This is a genomic window from Caballeronia sp. PC1, assembly GCF_021353155.1.
GTDB lineage: Bacteria > Pseudomonadota > Gammaproteobacteria > Burkholderiales > Burkholderiaceae > Caballeronia > Caballeronia cordobensis.
Genome location: NZ_JAJUBH010000003.1, coordinates 650,403 through 667,720, shown reverse-complemented (window position 1 = coordinate 667,720; position 17,318 = coordinate 650,403). Strand labels below are relative to the sequence as shown.

Genomic DNA, 17,318 nt, shown 5'->3' with positions numbered 1-17,318 from the left:
TTTCTCCTACGCGGTCCGATACCAGACGCGTATGCCCGAGTACCAGTGGCTGACGCTGGTATCGTCGCCGGCGCCGAACGTCGAGAGGCTCTCGACGTTCAGCACGTCGATGCCGTGTTCCGCGATCCACTTGTTCGCGCGCTCGACGAGCGCCGCACCGTTCTCGTACACGTTGCCCTTGATGATGTGATGCTGCAGGATCTGTCGCTCGAAATCCTCGTAAGCGATTTTCGTCATCCGTCGTCTCCTGAATTTTCGTTTTGATGCGCCGCTCGAACCGGCAGCGTTTTTGCTGCGGCGCAGCGCTATCGCCGCATGACGCGTTCTGCCGATTCGAGCATCATATGGCCTGATACACGGTCGTGCGAATCGGTTTATCCCGCGTTCGCGCGGCGAGCATGACAGCATTGCCCGGAGGCGATCACAACGAAAGCGCGCGCCAGCGCCAATAAAACGCCCGGCTCACGGAGACACAAGGAGAGCACGCATGGACATGCGGCAACGCGAGCACATCGAGGCAGTCGTCGCGGCGACCACGCGGGCGGACGCGCTCGGTTCCGCGCGCACGCACGACAGCATCATCGAGTCTTCGTGGCGGCGTTGCGTGCATCAGTACGGACTCGATCCGTCGCGGATGCAGGAAGCGCGCATCCTGCCGCAGACGCGTCTGCGCGAGCATCAGCAACGCATCGACGATTTCGCGCGCATTGCGCGGCACGGACTCGAAACGCTCTACGAGCAGGTTGCCGGCATGGGCTACGTCGTGCTGCTGACCGACGCGCTCGGCGTGACGGTCGATTACATCGGCGACGCAAACACCGACTCCGCCTTGCGTCGCGCCGGCCTTTATCTCGGCGCGCAATGGAGCGAAGCGGGCGCGGGCACCTGCGCGGTCGGCACCGCGCTCACGACGGGCCAGGCGCTGACCGTGCATCAGATCGACCATTTCGACGCGACGCACATTCCGCTCACGTGCACCGCCGCGCCGCTCTACGACTCGCGCGGCGCGCTGTGCGCCATTCTCGACATCTCCGCGCTCACGTCGCCGCAAGCGCGCGACAGCCAGAATCTCGCGCTGCAGCTCGTGCGCATCTACGCGGGGCATATCGAGAATGCGAATTTCCTGCGCACGCATCGGCAGGACTGGATTCTGAAGCTGAACACCTCGCCGGAATTCGTCGATGTCGCGCCGGAACATCTGATCGCGCTCGATGCGGGCGGGCGCATCGTCGGACACAACCGGCGCGCGCACGCGATGCTCGCGGCGGAAATCGGCCGGCCGATCGCGCCGGGCGTGCTGTCGGCCGATGGCGCGGCGTCGCTGATCGGCGCGCGCTTCGACGCGCTGTTCGACGCGCGTATCGAAGACCTCGGCCGCTTCGTGTATTCGCGCCCGAGCGAATTGCGCGCGGTGCCGCTCGCGAAATCCGGCGCGCTGCTGTATTTGAGCGTGATGCCGCCCGCGCCGTGCTTCACGGCAACGGCGAACGCGGCCGCGCCACGCGCCGTCGAAGTGCCCGCGCCGCTTGCCGCGCTGTGCGGTGGCGATGCCGCGCTCACGCGGCAACTCGAACGGGCGGCCAAGCTCGTCGATTCGCCGATCAACTTGCTCGTCAACGGCGAAACCGGCAGCGGCAAGGAATTCTTCGCGAAGGCGCTGCATCGCGCGAGCGCGCGGCGCGCGGGGCCGTTCGTCGCGGTGAACTGCGCGGCGATTCCGGAGACGCTCATCGAAAGCGAATTGTTCGGGCATCTGCCGAACAGCTTCTCGGGCGCGGGCGCGCGCGCCAAACGCGGTCTGATTCAGGAAGCGGACGGCGGCACGCTGTTTCTCGATGAAATCGGCGACATGCCGCGCGAACTGCAATCGCGTCTCCTGCGCGTGCTGGCCGAAGGCGAAGTGCTCGCGATCGGCGCATCGCGGCCCGTGTCCGTCGATGTGCGCGTGATTTCCGCGACGCATCATTCGCTCGACGCGCTCATGCAGGACGGACGTTTCCGCGAAGACCTGTACTACCGTCTGAACGGCGCGCGCTTCGCGCTGCCGCCGCTGCGCGAGCGAACGGATCTGGACTGGCTCATCGCCCGATTTCTCGGCGACGACCGGGTCACGCTGTCGCCTGCGGCGCGCGAGCGTCTGCATCGGCATGACTGGCCGGGGAATCTGCGCGAGCTTTCGAACGCGCTGCGCTATGCGCGCGCGGTGTGCTCGAACGGCCTGATCGACGTCGATGACCTGCCCGAAGGATTCAGCGCGTCGCAGGCTGCGCCGCCGCGCGCGATCGAAGAGTTCGATTCGCATCGCCTGCCGCCCGAAGGCATGCTGCTGATGCAATACCTGCGCGCCGCGAGCTGGAATCTCAGCGCGGTCGCGCGGCAGATCGGCGTGAGCCGCATGACGCTGTACCGGCGCATGGCGCGCTACGGCATCAAGTCGCCGAATCAGCGCGACGCGAACGGACATTGAGCGCCGATACGCCTGTACGCTCCGATACACCTGCCGCTGTGACACCTGTCACGGCGGCGCACGTTACACCCCGCTAAAACGCCCGCTTTCTACGGGAAATCCCTCGAAAATCCGATTGGCATAGCGCTTGCCTTTATCCGCCGCACAACACACAAAGCGGAGACACAGGCATGCGTGAAAGCGCAACGCCGCTCGTCGGCATCATCGCCAATCCTGTTTCGGCGCGCGACATTCGGCGCGTCATCGCGAACGCGAACAGCCTTCAGCTCGCGGACCGCGTGAATATCGTATTGCGCCTGCTTTCGTCGCTGGCGTCGTGCGGCGTGCCGCGCGTACTGATGATGCCGGACCGCGAAGGCCTCAAAGTCATGCTCCAGCGCCATCTCGCGCGCCGGCAGGGCCCGGATGCCGCGCTCGCGGCGGTCGAGTTTCTCGACATGCCCGTCACCGCGCGCGTCGACGACACGTTCCGCGCCGCGCGCATGATGCGCGAAGCCGGCGCCGATGCGCTCATCGTGCTCGGCGGCGACGGCACGCATCGCGCGGTGGTGCGCGAGTGCGGGCAAGTGCCGATCGCCGGTCTTTCGACGGGCACGAACAACGCGTATCCGGAAATGCGCGAGCCGACCATCGCCGGACTGGCGGCGGGGCTCTACGCGACCGGCCGCGTGCCGTCGCGCGACGCGCTCGCGTTCAACAAGCGGCTCGACATCGAACTACGCGATGCGCAAGGCCACGTGCGCAGCGACATCGCGCTCGTCGATGCCGTCATTTCCCGCGAGCATTTCATCGGCGCGCGGGCGCTGTGGAAGATCGACACGCTCGCCGCCGTCTACGTGTCTTACGCCGATCCGCAGGCGATCGGCATGTCGGCGATCGCGGGTCTGCTCGAACCGCTCGGGCGGCACGAAGCGGGCGGCCTCGCGATCGAGCTTGCCGCGCCCGGCGAAGGCGAATTCGACCTGCACGCGCCAATCGCGCCGGGCCTCGTCGAAGCGGTGCCGATCGCGAACTGGACGCGCCTCGTCGATGGCGTGCCGCATCGCGTGAAGCAGCGCACCGGCATCGTCGCGCTCGACGGCGAACGCGAGCTTGCCTTCGGCCCCGGCGACGAAGTAACCATCACCTTGCATGAAAACGCCTTTCGCAGCATCGATGTCGCCGCGTGCATGCGTTACGCGGCGTCGTCCGGGCTGATGCGTCAGCTCAAGCGCAATACCCGCTAGACCACCTCAACGAAGGAGACAGAGATGACAGCTACGCAACATGCGGGCGGCTTGCCGCTCTCCAAGGACGAACTGCTGACCGCCTATCGCAAGATGCGCACGATCCGCGATTTCGAGGAGCGCCTGCACGTCGATTTCGGGCGCGGCGACATTCCCGGCTTCGTGCATCTCTACGCGGGCGAGGAAGCGGCGGGCGTCGGCATCATGAGTCATCTGAACGACGGCGACCGCATTGCGAGCACGCATCGCGGACATGGGCATTGCATCGCGAAGGGCGTCGATCCGGTCGAGATGATGAAGGAGATCTACGGCAAGAAAGGCGGCTCGTGCAACGGCAAGGGCGGCTCCATGCACATCGCCGATCTCTCCAAAGGGATGATGGGCGCGAACGGCATTCTCGGCGCGGGCGCGCCGCTGATTTGCGGCGCGGCGCTCGCGGCGAAGTTTCGCGGCAAGGGCGAAGTCGGCATCACCTTCGCGGGCGATGGCGCGTCCAACCAGGGCACCTTCCTCGAAAGCCTGAACCTCGCGGCGGTGTGGAATCTGCCGGTGATCTTCGTGATCGAGAACAACGGCTACGCGGAATCGACCGCGCGCGATTACGGCACGGCCGTGGACAGCTACGTGGATCGCGCGGCGGGCTTCGGCATTCCAGGCGTGACGGTGGACGGCACCGACTTCTTCGCGGTGCATGAAGCGGCGGGCGAAGTGATCCGGCGCGCGCGCGAGGGCGGCGGCCCGGCGCTGCTCGAATGCAAGATGATCCGCTTCTACGGCCATTTCGAAGGCGATGCGCAGACGTATCGCGCGCCGGGCGAGCTCGACGATATCCGCTCGAACAAGGATTGCCTCAAGAAGTTCGCGAACGCCGTGACGCAGGCCGACGTGATCGCGCCCGGAGAACTCGACGCGATCGACAAGGAAGTCGCCGCGCTGATCGACCGCGCGGTGCAGGAAGCGAAGGACGCGCCGCTGCCGAGCGCCGCCGATCTGCTCACCGATGTCTACGTCAAATACTAAATCGCCGACTTCAAACAGGAGACACACATCATGGCCCGCAAACTGAGCATGAAGATGGCGATCAACGAAGCCATCGATCAGGAAATGACGCGCGATCCGAGCGTGATCGTGCTGGGTGAGGATATCGTCGGCGGCGCAGGCGCGGACGGCGAGAAAGACGCGTGGGGCGGCGTGCTCGGCGTGACCAAGGGGTTGTACGCGAAGCACGGCGACCGGCTGCTCGACACGCCGCTCTCGGAGTCGGCGTATATCGGCGCGGCGATCGGCGCGGCTGCGTGCGGCATGCGCCCCGTTGCCGAACTGATGTTCATCGACTTCATGGGCGTCTGCTTCGACCAGATCTTCAATCAGGCGGCGAAGTTCCGATACATGTTCGGCGGCAAGGCGGAAACGCCCGTCGTGATCCGCGCGATGGTCGGCGCGGGCTTTCGCGCGGCGGCCCAGCACAGCCAGATGCTGACATCGCTCTTCACGCACATTCCGGGACTGAAGGTGGTGTGCCCGTCGACGCCTTACGACACGAAGGGCTTGCTGATCCAGGCGATCCGCGACAACGATCCCGTCATCTTCTGCGAGCACAAGAATCTCTACGGCTTCGAAGGCGAAGTGCCGGAGAACTCGTATGCGATTCCGTTCGGCGAGGCGAACATCGTGCGCGACGGCAAGGACGTGTCCATCGTCACATATGGCCTGATGGTGCATCGCGCGCTCGAAGCGGCATCGGCGCTGGCGAAAGAGGGCATCGAAGCGGAAGTCGTCGATCTGCGCACGCTCTCGCCGCTCGATCTCGACACCGTGCTTGAAACCGTCGAGAACACGGGGCGGCTCGTCGTCGTCGACGAGGCGAATCCGCGCTGCAACATCGCCACCGATATTTCCGCGCAAGTCGCGCAGCACGCGTTCGGCGCGTTGAAGTCGGGCATCGAGATGGTGTGCGCGCCGCACACGCCGGTGCCGTTCTCGCCGACGCTCGAAGACCTGTACATTCCGAGCGCCGCGCAGATCGCCGACGCCGCACGAAAAACCATGAAGGGAGGAAAGCACTGATGGCCGCAATCACACCGATCGTCATGCCCAAATGGGGCCTGTCGATGAAGGAAGGCACGGTCAACGAATGGCTCGTGGAGGAGGGCACGGAGATCACTGTCGGCATGCCGATTCTCGATGTCGAAACCGACAAGATCGCCAACGCGGTCGAAGCGCCCGATGCGGGTCTGCTACGGCGGCGGGTCGCGGCGGCGGGCGATGTGCTGCCGGTGAAAGCGTTGCTCGGCGTGCTCGCGCCTTCTTCAGTGAGCGATGCGGAAATAGACGAGTACGTGTCGTCCTACGTCACGCCCGCCGACGACGAGGAAGAAGGCGAGGAAGCGGCGGCGTATCACTTCGTCGATGTGGACGGCATCCGCGTGCGCTACGCCTCGCGCGGCGGCGACGATGCGGCGCGTTCAGCCGTGCTGTTTCTCCACGGCTTCGGCGGCGATCTCGACAACTGGCTCTTCAACCTCGACGCATTGGCCGAAAAGAACCGCGTGTTCGCGCTGGACTTGCCGGGCCACGGGCAATCCACGCCGAACGTGCCGGGGACGTCGCTTGCTGCGCTCGCGTCGTTCGTCGGCAAGTTCATGGACGCGGTCGGCATCGAGCGAGCGCATCTCGTCGGCCATTCGATGGGCGGCGGCATCGCGGCGCAGATGGCCGTCGATTCGCCCGCGCGCGTGCAATCGGTGTCGCTGATATCGCCCGCCGGTTTCGGCGACGAAGTGAACAATGCGTACACCGAAGGCTTCGTCACGGCGGAGTCGCGTCGCGAACTGAAACCGGTGGTCGAACTGTTGTTCGCGAATCCCGAACTGGTGAGCCGTCAGATGCTCGACGATCTCCTGAAGTACAAGCGGCTCGACGGCGTGTCGGACGCGCTGACATCGCTCAATGCGGGATTGTTCGCGGGCGGGAAACAAAGCGCGCAGCCGGGCGGACAGCTCGCGGAATCGGGCAAGCCGGTCTTGATCATCTGGGGTGCAAAGGACCAGATCATTCCGGCCGCGCACGCGAACAATGCGCCCGAAGGCGCGACCGTGAAAGTGTTCGACGACGCCGGGCACATGAGCCAGATGGAGAAGGCGAACGAGGTGAACGCGTTGCTGAAGGAGCAGGTGGGCAAGGGCGGCTGAGCGCCCGACGCGCGCCGCGGCGGAGCATCGCACCGTCGCGGCACGCCCGCGCTTTCTTGACTACCATGTCGGGATCGCGCCAATCCGTCGAATTTATGTCTTTCGAACTCATCGATCCCGCCGCGCTGCCCGCCGATCCGATGCAGGCAGAAGAAGCGCTGCTCGCGCGCGCCGCCGCCGGACAGGCCGTCGCGCATGTCTGGGAAGCGCCGTTATCGCTCGTCGTGCCGCGCAGCTATCAACGCTACGCGGCGCTCGCCGATGCCCGCGAAGCGTTCGCGGCGCGGGGCTGCCCGGTGTGGCTGCGTCTGTCGGGCGGCGGGCTCGTGCCGCAAGGGCCGGGCATTCTCAATCTGAGCCTCGCGTACCCCGTGCGCGCGCCGATGGGCACGCTGTCGGAATCCATCTATGTCCACCTGTGCAGGATCGTCGCGGACGCGCTCAACTCGCTCGGCGTGCTGACGCACTGGCAGGCCGTCGAAGGCTCGTTCTGCGACGGCCGGTTCAACCTCGCCTGGGGCCCCGGCGACGACGCGCGCAAGATCGCTGGCACCGCGCAATACTGGCGGCGCGTGCCGCACGGCGAGAGCGACGACCGGCCGCTCTACGCGGTGCTCGCGCACGCCGTGCTGCTCGTCGATGCGGACCCCATCGACATCAACGAGCGCGCCAACGCGTTCGAAGCGATGATCGAGAGCGGCCGCCGCTACGAAGAAATGCGCGTCGTGACCGTCGCGCAGGCGCTTGCCTACGAATGTTTCGCGATCCCCGCCGACGTGCGCGAGCGCGTGCGCGCGGCGCTCGTCCAACGCGTGAAAGAGGCGTCGCTGCCGGAGCAATAAAAACACATCGAGGTGGCCATGCCGCTCAGAAGTGCTTCGAACGGGTTCTTCTTCGCGCTGTGGGTGGCCGTCTGCTCGGCCGCGCCCGAATTTCTGTGGCAAGGCCTGTTTTCACTATTCGGCCATTTCTCGCTGACGGACGCCGCGGCCGCGCTTTTCATCGGCGCGATTCTGGCGTTTTTCGTCGAACCGGTGCTGGAACGGCTGCGCAGTCTCGGCGATGCGTCCGCGCATGCGAGCAAATCGCCCGCTTTCGCCGCGTGCGAGGCGCTGACCTTCGCGGTCGTCGCGGTTTGCGTGCACGAGGCGATCACCGTCTATGTCGCGGCGAGCCATGCCAACGAGCAGGCGAGCGAAAATCTGGCGAAGGCCGTCGCGACCGCGCTGCAATGGGCGATCACGCCATTTTTCATCACGATTGCGTGGATGGCCGCGCGCGCTCCGTCGTGGATCGCGTGGCCGGTCGCGGCGCTCGCCGTGATCGCCGGCCTGGTCGCCGGCATCGTCTTCGACTGGCAGACGCGCGTGCTCGTGACGAGCGCGATCCCGTCGATCTGCGTGCTGATCGCGGGATGTGTGATCGTGCGGGAACAGTGGAACGCCTCGACGTTCCGGCGCTGCGCACGCGCAACCGGGGTGATCGCGCTGGCGTGGCTCGTGCTGACGGGCGCGCTGCAACTCGTGCTGTGGCTTGCGCACGTGCAGGCGTTTCGCATCTACGAGCGCTCGGAATTCTGGAGCGACTTGCGGTTTTATATCGGCTGGGTGACGGGCTTGCTCGTCGCGCCGTCGTTCGTGCCCGACACGCCGCTCGCGCGGCGGTAGGGCAATGGCGCGGGTGCGTTAGCTGCGGGGCGGCGGAGGCGGCTGCCAGCCCGGCGGGGGCGGTGGCGGAGGCGGCGTGGTGTACGAGGAGCCAGCCGGCTGAATCGTGCGCACGCTGCCGCGCACGGGCACTTTGTCGCCCGCGGCGTACATGCATTGCAGATACGCATAGTCGTAGCGCTGCTGCACGTTGTAGCCCGACATCTGCGACGCCCCGACGCCGTAAGCGCTGCCGGTCAGCAAGCCTGCGCCCGCGCCGATGGCTGCTCCCGAGCCGCCGCCAAAGGCCGCGCCCGCCGCCGCGCCGAGCGCCGTGCCGACGACCGCGCTGCCGACCGCGCTGTTGGTCGCCGCCTGATTCGCGTCCACGCCGCCGACTTGCTGAAGGGCGAACTGGCGGCAGGAATTGTCGTCGGCGCGGAATTGGTCGAAGGTTTTGGTGCTGCCGGGCAGCGCCATTACGCTAGGGCCAGTGGGCATCACGGTACAGGCCGAAAGGCCGATTGCGCCGAGCGCCGCGAGCAGCGGGGCAAGCAGGGGGGCAAGCCTTGAATCTTTCATAAATTCTTGCGAATTCGCTTCGTGGTCGTGTTCGGAATGCCGTAAAGCATCAGTTCGAGGGCGGCGTCGCCGGAACCGGACGCCACGCGCCCGCGCAGTGCTTCACGTAGGGGTAGTAAGCCTTCGCGGCGTCGCAGTAGTACCACATGCCGGTTTCCTGCAGCGGCGCGCCCGGTTCGACGGCGGGCTGCCCCTGTTCGACATACTGGACGGGCGCTTGCGGCGCGACCATGACGGGCGGCGGCGAATAGTAGTAGTACGGCGCGGGTGCGACCGCATACGGGTAATACACGGGCCCGCCCACCCATACACCGACGCGCGTCCAGGCATGAGCATTGGCGGCGACGCACGCACTCGCCGCGAGCGAGAGTGCGATAAAAACCTTCAGGCGATTCACGACGTTCTCCGGAAAAAAATGTTCGCTGAGTCGACGTCAATAACGGAAATGCGGACTTCGCAGTTGACCGCTCGCGGGACATCCTTGAACGCTATGCCACTTGCCGGAGAAATTCAATTGCGTGCGGCGGGGCGCATCTTTCGGCGCGTTACGGGGTAATAAATTGTGTCGGCATTACGCGCGCAATACGGTGATTCCGGCACGCTCGATCGGCTCGACGAGCTTTGCATCCGCCGCTTCCTCGACAATGATCGTCTGCGCCAGCTCGATCCCGCCGATCCGGTACGCGGACGCCGCATTGAGCTTCGCCGCCGACGCGAGCACGACCGTTTCCGCCGCGCGCGCCGCGAGCGCCCGCTTGACGTGCGCTTCCTCGAAGTCGCCGGTCGTGAGGCCGGCGTTCGGATGCACGCCGGTGACGCCCATGAAATAAATGTCGGCGTGAATATGCGACATGGCTTCGACGGCGGCCGCGCCCACGGCGACGATCGAATGCTTGTAGAGCTTGCCGCCGATCAGCACGACTTCGACCGACGGGTGTTCCGCCAGCGCCACGGCAACGCTCGGACTATGCGTGACGATGGTCGCGCAAAGCGTCGGCGGCAGATGCCGCACGAGCAGCGCGGAAGTCGTCCCGCCATCGACGACGACGACCTGCCCCGGCGCGATCATCTCCGCCGCTTTTTTCCCGATGCGCCGCTTCGCATCCGATTCCATCTCTTCGCGCCGCGAGAACGGCGCAACCGCGGGCGACGCCGGCAACGCGCCGCCATGCACGCGCTGCAAGAGTCCAACGGCGGCGAGCTCGCGCAGATCGCGCCGCACCGTGTCTTCGGAGACGTCAAATCGTGCGCTGAGATCGGCGGCGAGCACTTGCCCGTCGCGGCTGAGCGCGTCGAGGATCGCTTTCTTGCGTTGGCTGGTCAACATGGTTTTGCACGAAGTTGCTTGATATTGCACGAAACTGCACGCTACCATGAGCGCGGTCGATTGTCGAACAGGTGAATGCGATGGAAACGAATGAGCGTGTGCGCGTCCTCAAAACCGAAGTGCTGTCGGACGACTGGTACGTCCTCAGAAAGGTCACGTTCGATTTCCTGCGCCGCGACGGCACCTGGCAGCGTCAAAGCCGCGAAACGTATGATCGCGGCAACGGCGCGACCATTCTGCTGCGCGAGCGCAACACCGGCAACGTCCTGCTGACGCGCCAGTTCCGCATGCCCGCGTTCGTCAACGGGCATCACGGCATGCTGGTCGAAACGCCCGGCGGCCTGCTCGATGACGCCTCGCCGGAAGAGCGCATCCGCGCCGAAGTGGAGGAGGAGACGGGTTATCGCGTGCATCGCGTCGAAAAGATCTTCGAGGCGTTCATGAGCCCGGGATCGGTGACGGAGAAGCTCTACTTCTATCTCGGCGAGTACGACAGTTCGATGCGCGTGTCGGACGGCGGCGGCGTGGCGGAAGAGGGCGAGGAAATCGAGACGATCGAAGTGCCGCTGCACACCGCGCTCGACATGATCGGGCGCGGCGAAATCATGGACGGCAAGACCATCATGCTGCTGCAATACGCCGCGCTGAAGGTGCGTTCGGAGGCGCGTTCAGGCCAGTAGCGACACCGCTTTCACCTGCGCCCACACGCGCATGCCTTCGGCGACGCCGAGCCGGTCGAGCGAATAGCGCGTCACGCGCGCGAGCAGCGGCGAGCCGTCCACATCGAGCCGCACGACGGCTTGCGCCGGATTGGCATCGTCCGCGATGCCGGCGACCGTCGCGGGCAGCACGTTCAGCACGCTGCTGCGGTCATGCTCGTGCGTGCCGGTGATAAGACTCACGTCGCGCGCCTTCACCGTCACGCGAACCGGCTTGCCTTCGGCGGCGGGCGCATGCACGACCGTCAGCTTCGCGCGCGAGCCCGGCAAGGTGAGCGTAAGCAGGCCGTAGGCGCCGTTGTATCCGTCGACGATGCCTTCGAGCACCACCGATGCGTCGTCGGCGAGCGCGAGCGGCAGATCGAGCCGCGCGAGCGTATCGGCGATCGGGCCGCTTGCGAGCGCGCGGCCGCCGTCGAGCAGCACGAGATGATCGGCGAGGCGCGCGACTTCTTCCGGCGCGTGGCTCACGTAGAGCACCGGAATGTCGAGCTCGTCGTGCAGACGTTCGAGATACGGCAGGATTTCGAGCTTACGCTTCTGATCGAGCGAGGCGAGCGGCTCGTCGAGCAGCAGGAGACGCGGGCTCGTCAACAGCGCCCGCGCGATGCCCACGCGCTGCCGCTCGCCGCCCGACAAGCCAGCGGGCATGCGCTCCAGCAAATGTCCAATGCCGAGCAGTTCCGCCGCCTGCGCCAGATCGACGCGCCGTTGCGCATCCCGCACGCGTTCGAGCCCGAAGCGCAGATTCTTCTTCACGCTCAAGTGCGGAAACAGGCTCGCTTCCTGAAAGACATAGCCGAGCGGGCGCTTGTGCGTCGGCAGGAAAACGCCGCGTTCGGTGTCCAGCCAGATGTCGCCATTGACGACGAGCCGCCCGGCGCGCGGCCGCGCGAGTCCGGCAAGACAGCGCAGGAGCGTGGTCTTGCCCGAGCCGGAATGGCCGAAGATCGCGGTAATGCCGCGCCCCGGTAGCGTGAGATCGAGATCGAGCGTGAAGCCGCGATGCTCGACGAGAAAACGCGCTTCGATGGCTTCGCTGGAACGGCTGCGCGCGGTATCGAGCGCGAGGCGCGATGAAGTGAGTTCAGACATAAGCCGTAACGGAGCGCCGGCTGGAATAGAGCAGCAGAAGAACGATGAACGAGAATAGCACCATGCCGCCCGCGAGCCAGTGCGCCTGAGCGTATTCGAGCGCTTCGACGTGGTCGAAAATCTGCACGGACACCACCCGCGTGCGTCCCGGAATATTGCCGCCGATCATCAGCACGACGCCGAATTCGCCGACCGTATGCGCGAAGCCGAGAATCGTCGCGGTGACGATGCCCGGCCTCGCGAGCGGCAACGCGATCGTGAAGAACGTGTCCCACGGGCCCGCGCGCAGCGTCGCGGCGGCTTCGAGCGGACGCCGGCCGATCGCTTCGAACGCGTTCTGCAAGGGCTGCACGACGAACGGCAGCGAATAGATCACCGAGCCGACGACGAGCCCCGCGAACGTGAACGGCAATAAGCCGATGCCGAGCGCCTGCGTGAGCTTGCCGACATGACCGTTCGGGCCCATCAGCACAAGCAGATAGAAGCCGATGACGGTCGGCGGCAGCACGAGCGGCAACGCCACGACCGCGCCCACGATGCCTTTCATCTTCGAGCGCGTATGCGTGAGCCACCACGCGATCGGCGTGCCGACGACGAGCAGGAGCGCCGTCGTCAGCGACGCGAGTTCGAGCGTGAGCGTGATGGCCTGAAGATCGGCGCTATCGAGCGGCATTTTTACAGTTGATATCCGTACGACTTGATGACGGCGGCAGCTTTCGGGCCCTTCAGATAGTCGATGAACTGCTTCGCGACCGGATTGTCCTTACCTTTGCTCAGGATGACGGCGTCCTGTTTGATTGGCTCGTGCAGGTCGGCGGGCACGATCCACGCCGATCCGCTCGTGATCTTGCCATTCTTGTAGATCTGCGACAGCGCGACGAAGCCGAGTTCGGCGTTGCCCGTCGCGACGAACTGCTGCGTCTGCGAAATATTCTGGCCTTCGACGACTTTCGGCTTGATCTCGGCGGTAAGACCGAGCTTGTCGAGCGTCTGATAGCCGGCGAGACCGTAAGGCGCGGCCTTTGGATTAGCGATCGCGATGTGCGTGAACGCGTTCTTCTTCAGCACCTCGCCTTTATCGTCGACGTAACCGTCTTTCGCGGACCACAGCGCCAGCGCGCCCGTCGCGTACGTGAATCGGCTGCCGGGCACCGTCGCGCCTTCGGCGTCGAGCTTGGCGGGCGTGGTGTCATCGGCGGCGAGGAAGACTTCGAAAGGCGCGCCGTTCTTGATCTGCGCGTAGAACTGGCCCGTCGCGCCGAAGGATGCGACGACCTTATTGCCCGTGTCCTTCTCGAAGTCGGCGGCGATCGCCTGCACGGGCGCGGTGAAGTTGGCCGCGACCGCGACCTGCACTTCGCCGGCCAGCGCCGATGTCGCGGCGAGGGCCGCAGTGAGCGGAACGAACGCGGAAAGCAAAGCGCGCAAAATACGAATCTTCACGTAAAGCTCCTTGAATCGAGTTGGCGTTATGGTCATGGATCGATCGTGGATCGACTGCGGGCGGCCTGGTGGAGGCCGCGCGCGTGCGGCCGCGCTGTGGTCGCGCAGTCCGGTGAGCACCGTAATATATACGACTATATTGCGCTCGCGCATGCTCGTTGCGTGACATACCGGATAGGGCTCTCGTCGGATGATTGCGCTGGAAGCCGTTTGTGAGTCAGGCTCAAAGAATGATGTTGACCATCGGCGCGCTTTTCGATGACACTTATCGATGAACGCAAGCCACGGAAATCAGGAAATTGAGCAACGCTCAATTCGAGAGAATAGGGAGACGACACCATGACCGACGCAACGAATCTGCAACGCCTGAAGCTCGGCATCGAAGGACACGTCGCGCGCGTGACGCTCGATCGCCCTGAGGTGCGCAACGCTTTCGACGACGCGACCATCGTCGAATTGACCGCCGCTTTCCGCGCGCTGGACGAGGATCCCAACGTGCGCGTCATCGTCCTCGCTGCGAACGGCCCGGCGTTCTGCGCGGGCGCCGATCTCAACTGGATGAAGCGGATGGCGGGCTACTCGGAAGCGGAGAACCGCGCCGACGCGCTCGGCCTCGCCACGATGCTCAACACGATCTACGCCTGCAAGAAGCCGGTCATCGCGCGCGTGCAGGGCGATGCCTACGCGGGCGGCATGGGCCTCGTCGCCGTGTGCGACATCGCGGTTGCGGTGGACACCGCGAACTTCTGCCTGTCCGAAGCGAAGCTCGGCCTGATGCCCGCGACCATCGCGCCCTATGTGATCCGCGCGATGGGCGCGCGCGCGGCGCATCGCTACTTCGTCACGGCCGAGCGCTTCGACGCCGCCGAAGCGCTGCGTCTGAACTTCGTGCACGAAGCCGTCGCCGCCGATCAGCTCGATGCGCGCGTCGAGGCGATCGCCGCAAGCATCGCCGCGAACAGTCCGAACGCCGTGCGCGAGTGCAAGCAGCTCGCTGCCGATTTTGCGGGCAAGGACATCGACGAAACGTTGATCGCGGAGACCGCTGAGCGCATTGCGCGCATCCGCGCATCGGACGAAGGGCGCGAAGGCGTGCGCAGTTTCCTGGAGAAGCGCAAGCCGTCGTGGCTCGGCTGACGCGCGGAGAAAATCGACGTGATTACGCTCCATCATTGCATGAGCGCGCGTTCGTTCCGGCCGCTGTGGGCGCTGGAAGAGATCGGCGTGCCGTATGAACTGAAGATGTTGCCGTTTCCGCCGCGCGTGCTTGCGCGCGGGTTCAAGGAAGTGAATCCGCTCGGCACGATTCCGGCGCTGACCGACGATGAAAACGGTGCGCTGTTCATGACCGAATCGGCGGCGATTTGTCAGTACCTGGCGGCGCGTTACTCGCCGGGCGCGCTCGATGTCGCGCCGCACGAAGCCGATTTCGGCCGCTATCTCAATTTCATGCATTTCGGCGAGGCGACGCTCACGTTTCCGCAAACGCTCGTGCTTCGCTACACGCACCTGGAGCCGCCCGAGCGCCTTCAGCCGCAGATCGCCGAGGATTACGCGCGCTGGTTTCACGCGCGCCTGCGCACGCTTGCGCCGCTGCTCGAAGCGCAGCCGTACTTGTGCGCGGGGCGCTTCACGGCGGCGGATATTTCCGTCGGCTATGCGTTGATGCTCGCGGAGCTGATCGGGCTGAGCGAGCGCTTCGCGCCATCGATCGCGCAATACTGGCAACGCCTGCGCGAACGCGACGGCTTCATCCGCGCGATGCGCGCGCAAGAGGCGGCGGCGATCGAGCAGAGCGTGTCGACGGTGCCTTCGCCGCTGTTGCGGCCGTAGCCACCCTCCTTCAGGTCCCCCCGTCCGTAGGGCTGTGCGATTCCGCACACAGCCGTACTCTTCAATCACGCGCTGACGTTGAAGCGCCGATTCCGAGAGATCTACTTGACGAGGTTGGCGATGGCCGTCTTTTCCTGGTTCCTGTCGATGATCGTCGCGCTGTTCGCGACGGCCACCATTGCAATGGCGCTGCCGAGCTCCGCCGCCGACGAGCTGAGCGCCACCGCGCCGCAGTCGCTTTTCAGCATCGAAATGAACCGCATCGACGCGATGCTCGCTTCCTGCCTGCCGAAAGGCGACTGAGATCGCGGCGCGCACGGGGCGCGTCGCTGGGCGTCGGTCGGAAGCAGTGTCGAATCAATGCGTTGCAGCAATACCTGAGGCGATATCCACAGGCTTGTGAACAAAATCTGTGGACAACCCGAAGCATCGAGGCCGAAGAGCCTGAAAACCGAAACCCCTAGCCAGTCGCGAGGGGCGCGTGGGGAGACCACCCTAAACGAAGTCCGAGCGTTCCGAAAAGTCGAATCCGCCGATAATAGCCGTTCGCAAACAACCGGCGACGCACCGAGGAACCGCATGACCGCCCAACTTCCCAGCGCCTGGGGCGAGGATTACCGGCGCTGGCTCGCCGAACTGAAACTTCGCGTCGAAGCCGCGCGCTGGCGTGCGGCGGCCAGCGCGAACCGCGAACTGATCACGCTCTACTGGCAGATCGGCCGGGACATTCTCGATCGTCAGCGGCGGCAAGGCTGGGGCGCGGGCGTCGTCGACCAGCTCGCGCGCGATCTGAAAGCGGCGTTTCCCGACATGCGCGGCTTTTCACCGCGCAATCTCAAGTACATGCGCGCGCTGGCGCAAGCCTGGCCGGACGAGGCATTCGTGCAGCAGCCTGCTGCACAATTGCCGTGGTTCCATCTCTGCACCTTGCTGGACAAGGTCAAAAATCCGGACGATCGAAACTGGTATGCAGGCAAGGCGCTCGAACACGGCTGGTCGCGCCAGGTGCTGGTGATGCAGATCGAAACCGCCGCCAGCGCCCGCAGCGGCAGCGCCGTCACCAATTTCAGCGAGCGGCTGCCGCCGCCTCAGTCGGACCTGGCCCGCGAAGCGCTCAAGGACCCGTACATCTTCGATTTCCTCGGACTGGCCGAAAACGCGCAGGAGCGGGACATCGAACAGGCGCTCACGCGCCATATCACGCGGTTTCTGCTGGAACTGGGCGCGGGGTTCGCTTTCGTCGGGCGGCAATACCGGCTGGACGTGGGCGGCGACGAATTCTTCATCGACCTGTTGTTCTATCACCTCAAACTGCGCTGTTACGTGGTCGTGGAACTGAAAACCACAGCGTTCAAGCCGGAGTACGCGGGCCAGCTCAATTTCTACCTCTCGGCGATCGATGCGCAACTGCGCGCGCCCGACGATCAACCGACCATCGGACTTCTGCTGTGCAAGGAAAAGAACCGGCTCGTCGCCGAATATGCGCTGCGCGGCGTCGCCAAGCCGATGGGCGTCGCCGAGTATCAGCTGCTTCGCGAGGTGCCGGAATCGCTGGAGGCGACGTTGCCGTCCATCGACCAGATCGAGGCGGAACTGGGCGACGGCCTTCCCGAGGGGAACGAAGGCTGAGGGGAAATTGGGGCGAAAAAAAAGCCCGCTTCAATGAGCGGGCTTGAATCCACATCGGTTGAGACATGGAGGAGACAGGTCTTAGTATAAACCCTTAAGCCCCCACGTCAATACCTAAATCAAAAAAAATCGCAATCGGGTTTGGTCCGCAGCGAAATTG

19 protein-coding genes are annotated in these 17,318 nt (G+C 65.1%); 12 read left to right on the top strand and 7 right to left on the bottom strand.

Annotated elements, in window-relative coordinates:
- Nucleotides 1-6: 6 nt before the first annotated feature.
- The gene (locus tag LY284_RS27715; RefSeq protein ID WP_014252912.1) at nucleotides 7-237 is read right to left on the bottom strand and encodes a hypothetical protein; all 231 of its coding nucleotides are present in this window, start codon (nucleotides 235-237) and stop codon (nucleotides 7-9) included.
- Between the two features lie 250 nt (nucleotides 238-487).
- On the opposite strand from LY284_RS27715, the gene LY284_RS27710 reads away from it, so the two are divergent.
- The 7 genes from LY284_RS27710 to LY284_RS27680 all read left to right on the top strand — a co-directional run bounded on the left by LY284_RS27710 (nucleotide 488) and on the right by LY284_RS27680 (nucleotide 8,551).
- On the top strand, nucleotides 488-2,467 hold the full coding sequence (locus LY284_RS27710; protein ID WP_233389371.1) for a sigma-54-dependent Fis family transcriptional regulator: 1,980 nt from the start codon (nucleotides 488-490) through the stop codon (nucleotides 2,465-2,467).
- Nucleotides 2,468-2,637: 170 nt separating this feature from the next.
- Nucleotides 2,638-3,693, top strand: coding sequence for an ATP-NAD kinase family protein (locus LY284_RS27705; protein WP_233389369.1), 1,056 nt, complete (start codon nucleotides 2,638-2,640; stop codon nucleotides 3,691-3,693).
- A gap of 24 nt (nucleotides 3,694-3,717) precedes the next feature.
- Nucleotides 3,718-4,713, top strand: a complete 996-nt coding sequence (locus LY284_RS27700) for a thiamine pyrophosphate-dependent dehydrogenase E1 component subunit alpha (protein WP_014252915.1) — start codon at nucleotides 3,718-3,720, stop codon at nucleotides 4,711-4,713.
- Nucleotides 4,714-4,743: 30 nt separating this feature from the next.
- Nucleotides 4,744-5,760, top strand: coding sequence for an alpha-ketoacid dehydrogenase subunit beta (locus LY284_RS27695; RefSeq protein ID WP_014252916.1), 1,017 nt, complete (start codon nucleotides 4,744-4,746; stop codon nucleotides 5,758-5,760).
- A complete protein-coding gene (locus tag LY284_RS27690) occupies nucleotides 5,760-6,884 on the top strand; it encodes an acetoin dehydrogenase dihydrolipoyllysine-residue acetyltransferase subunit (RefSeq protein ID WP_233389368.1) in 1,125 nt (374 codons plus the stop codon). Before LY284_RS27695 ends, LY284_RS27690 begins: the two co-directional genes overlap by 1 nt.
- A 95-nt stretch (nucleotides 6,885-6,979) precedes the next feature.
- Complete coding sequence (locus LY284_RS27685) at nucleotides 6,980-7,726, top strand: lipoate--protein ligase family protein (protein WP_233389366.1); 747 nt, start codon at nucleotides 6,980-6,982, stop codon at nucleotides 7,724-7,726.
- Nucleotides 7,727-7,744: 18 nt separating this feature from the next.
- A complete protein-coding gene (locus LY284_RS27680) occupies nucleotides 7,745-8,551 on the top strand; it encodes a hypothetical protein (RefSeq protein WP_233389364.1) in 807 nt (268 codons plus the stop codon).
- Nucleotides 8,552-8,569: 18 nt separating this feature from the next.
- On the opposite strand, the gene LY284_RS27675 is transcribed toward LY284_RS27680, so the two are convergent.
- From LY284_RS27675 to LY284_RS27665, 3 genes are all read right to left on the bottom strand, one after another.
- Nucleotides 8,570-9,112 carry a YMGG-like glycine zipper-containing protein gene (locus LY284_RS27675; protein ID WP_233389361.1) on the bottom strand — a complete coding sequence of 181 codons (543 nt, stop codon included), beginning with the start codon at nucleotides 9,110-9,112 and terminating at the stop codon, nucleotides 8,570-8,572.
- 49 nt (nucleotides 9,113-9,161) lie between these two features.
- On the bottom strand, nucleotides 9,162-9,509 hold the full coding sequence (locus LY284_RS27670) for a hypothetical protein (protein WP_233389359.1): 348 nt from the start codon (nucleotides 9,507-9,509) through the stop codon (nucleotides 9,162-9,164).
- Between the two features lie 174 nt (nucleotides 9,510-9,683).
- Nucleotides 9,684-10,439, bottom strand: a complete 756-nt coding sequence (locus tag LY284_RS27665) for a DeoR/GlpR family DNA-binding transcription regulator (protein WP_233389358.1) — start codon at nucleotides 10,437-10,439, stop codon at nucleotides 9,684-9,686.
- A gap of 80 nt (nucleotides 10,440-10,519) precedes the next feature.
- Between LY284_RS27665 and LY284_RS27660 the strand changes: the two genes are divergently transcribed.
- Nucleotides 10,520-11,119: an NUDIX domain-containing protein gene (locus LY284_RS27660; protein ID WP_233389356.1), complete on the top strand. Its 600-nt coding sequence runs from the start codon at nucleotides 10,520-10,522 to the stop codon at nucleotides 11,117-11,119.
- Here the strand turns inward: LY284_RS27660 and modC are convergent.
- From modC to modA, 3 genes are read right to left on the bottom strand one after another with little or no spacing between them, the layout of a single operon-like run.
- Nucleotides 11,108-12,253, bottom strand: coding sequence for a molybdenum ABC transporter ATP-binding protein (modC, locus tag LY284_RS27655; RefSeq protein ID WP_233389354.1), 1,146 nt, complete (start codon nucleotides 12,251-12,253; stop codon nucleotides 11,108-11,110). The two genes, LY284_RS27660 and modC, sit on opposite strands and share 12 nt — an antisense overlap.
- Nucleotides 12,246-12,926: a molybdate ABC transporter permease subunit gene (gene modB, locus LY284_RS27650; protein WP_233389352.1), complete on the bottom strand. Its 681-nt coding sequence runs from the start codon at nucleotides 12,924-12,926 to the stop codon at nucleotides 12,246-12,248. Before modB ends, modC begins: the two co-directional genes overlap by 8 nt.
- A gap of 2 nt (nucleotides 12,927-12,928) precedes the next feature.
- The gene (modA, locus tag LY284_RS27645) at nucleotides 12,929-13,696 is read right to left on the bottom strand and encodes a molybdate ABC transporter substrate-binding protein (protein WP_045459443.1); all 768 of its coding nucleotides are present in this window, start codon (nucleotides 13,694-13,696) and stop codon (nucleotides 12,929-12,931) included.
- Nucleotides 13,697-14,035: 339 nt separating this feature from the next.
- Here modA and LY284_RS27640 point away from each other — a divergent pair, with 339 nt between their 5' ends.
- The 4 genes from LY284_RS27640 (at nucleotide 14,036) to LY284_RS27625 (ending at nucleotide 17,158) form a co-directional block, all read left to right on the top strand.
- Nucleotides 14,036-14,833 carry an enoyl-CoA hydratase/isomerase family protein gene (locus tag LY284_RS27640; RefSeq protein WP_077160342.1) on the top strand — a complete coding sequence of 266 codons (798 nt, stop codon included), beginning with the start codon at nucleotides 14,036-14,038 and terminating at the stop codon, nucleotides 14,831-14,833.
- A gap of 18 nt (nucleotides 14,834-14,851) precedes the next feature.
- Complete coding sequence (locus LY284_RS27635) at nucleotides 14,852-15,529, top strand: glutathione S-transferase family protein (protein ID WP_233389350.1); 678 nt, start codon at nucleotides 14,852-14,854, stop codon at nucleotides 15,527-15,529.
- A gap of 120 nt (nucleotides 15,530-15,649) precedes the next feature.
- Complete coding sequence (locus LY284_RS27630) at nucleotides 15,650-15,832, top strand: hypothetical protein (RefSeq protein WP_041733525.1); 183 nt, start codon at nucleotides 15,650-15,652, stop codon at nucleotides 15,830-15,832.
- A 276-nt stretch (nucleotides 15,833-16,108) separates the two neighbouring features.
- Entirely contained in the window at nucleotides 16,109-17,158 is a 1,050-nt protein-coding gene (locus LY284_RS27625) for a YhcG family protein (RefSeq protein WP_233389347.1), read from the top strand.
- Nucleotides 17,159-17,318: the final 160 nt, after the last annotated feature.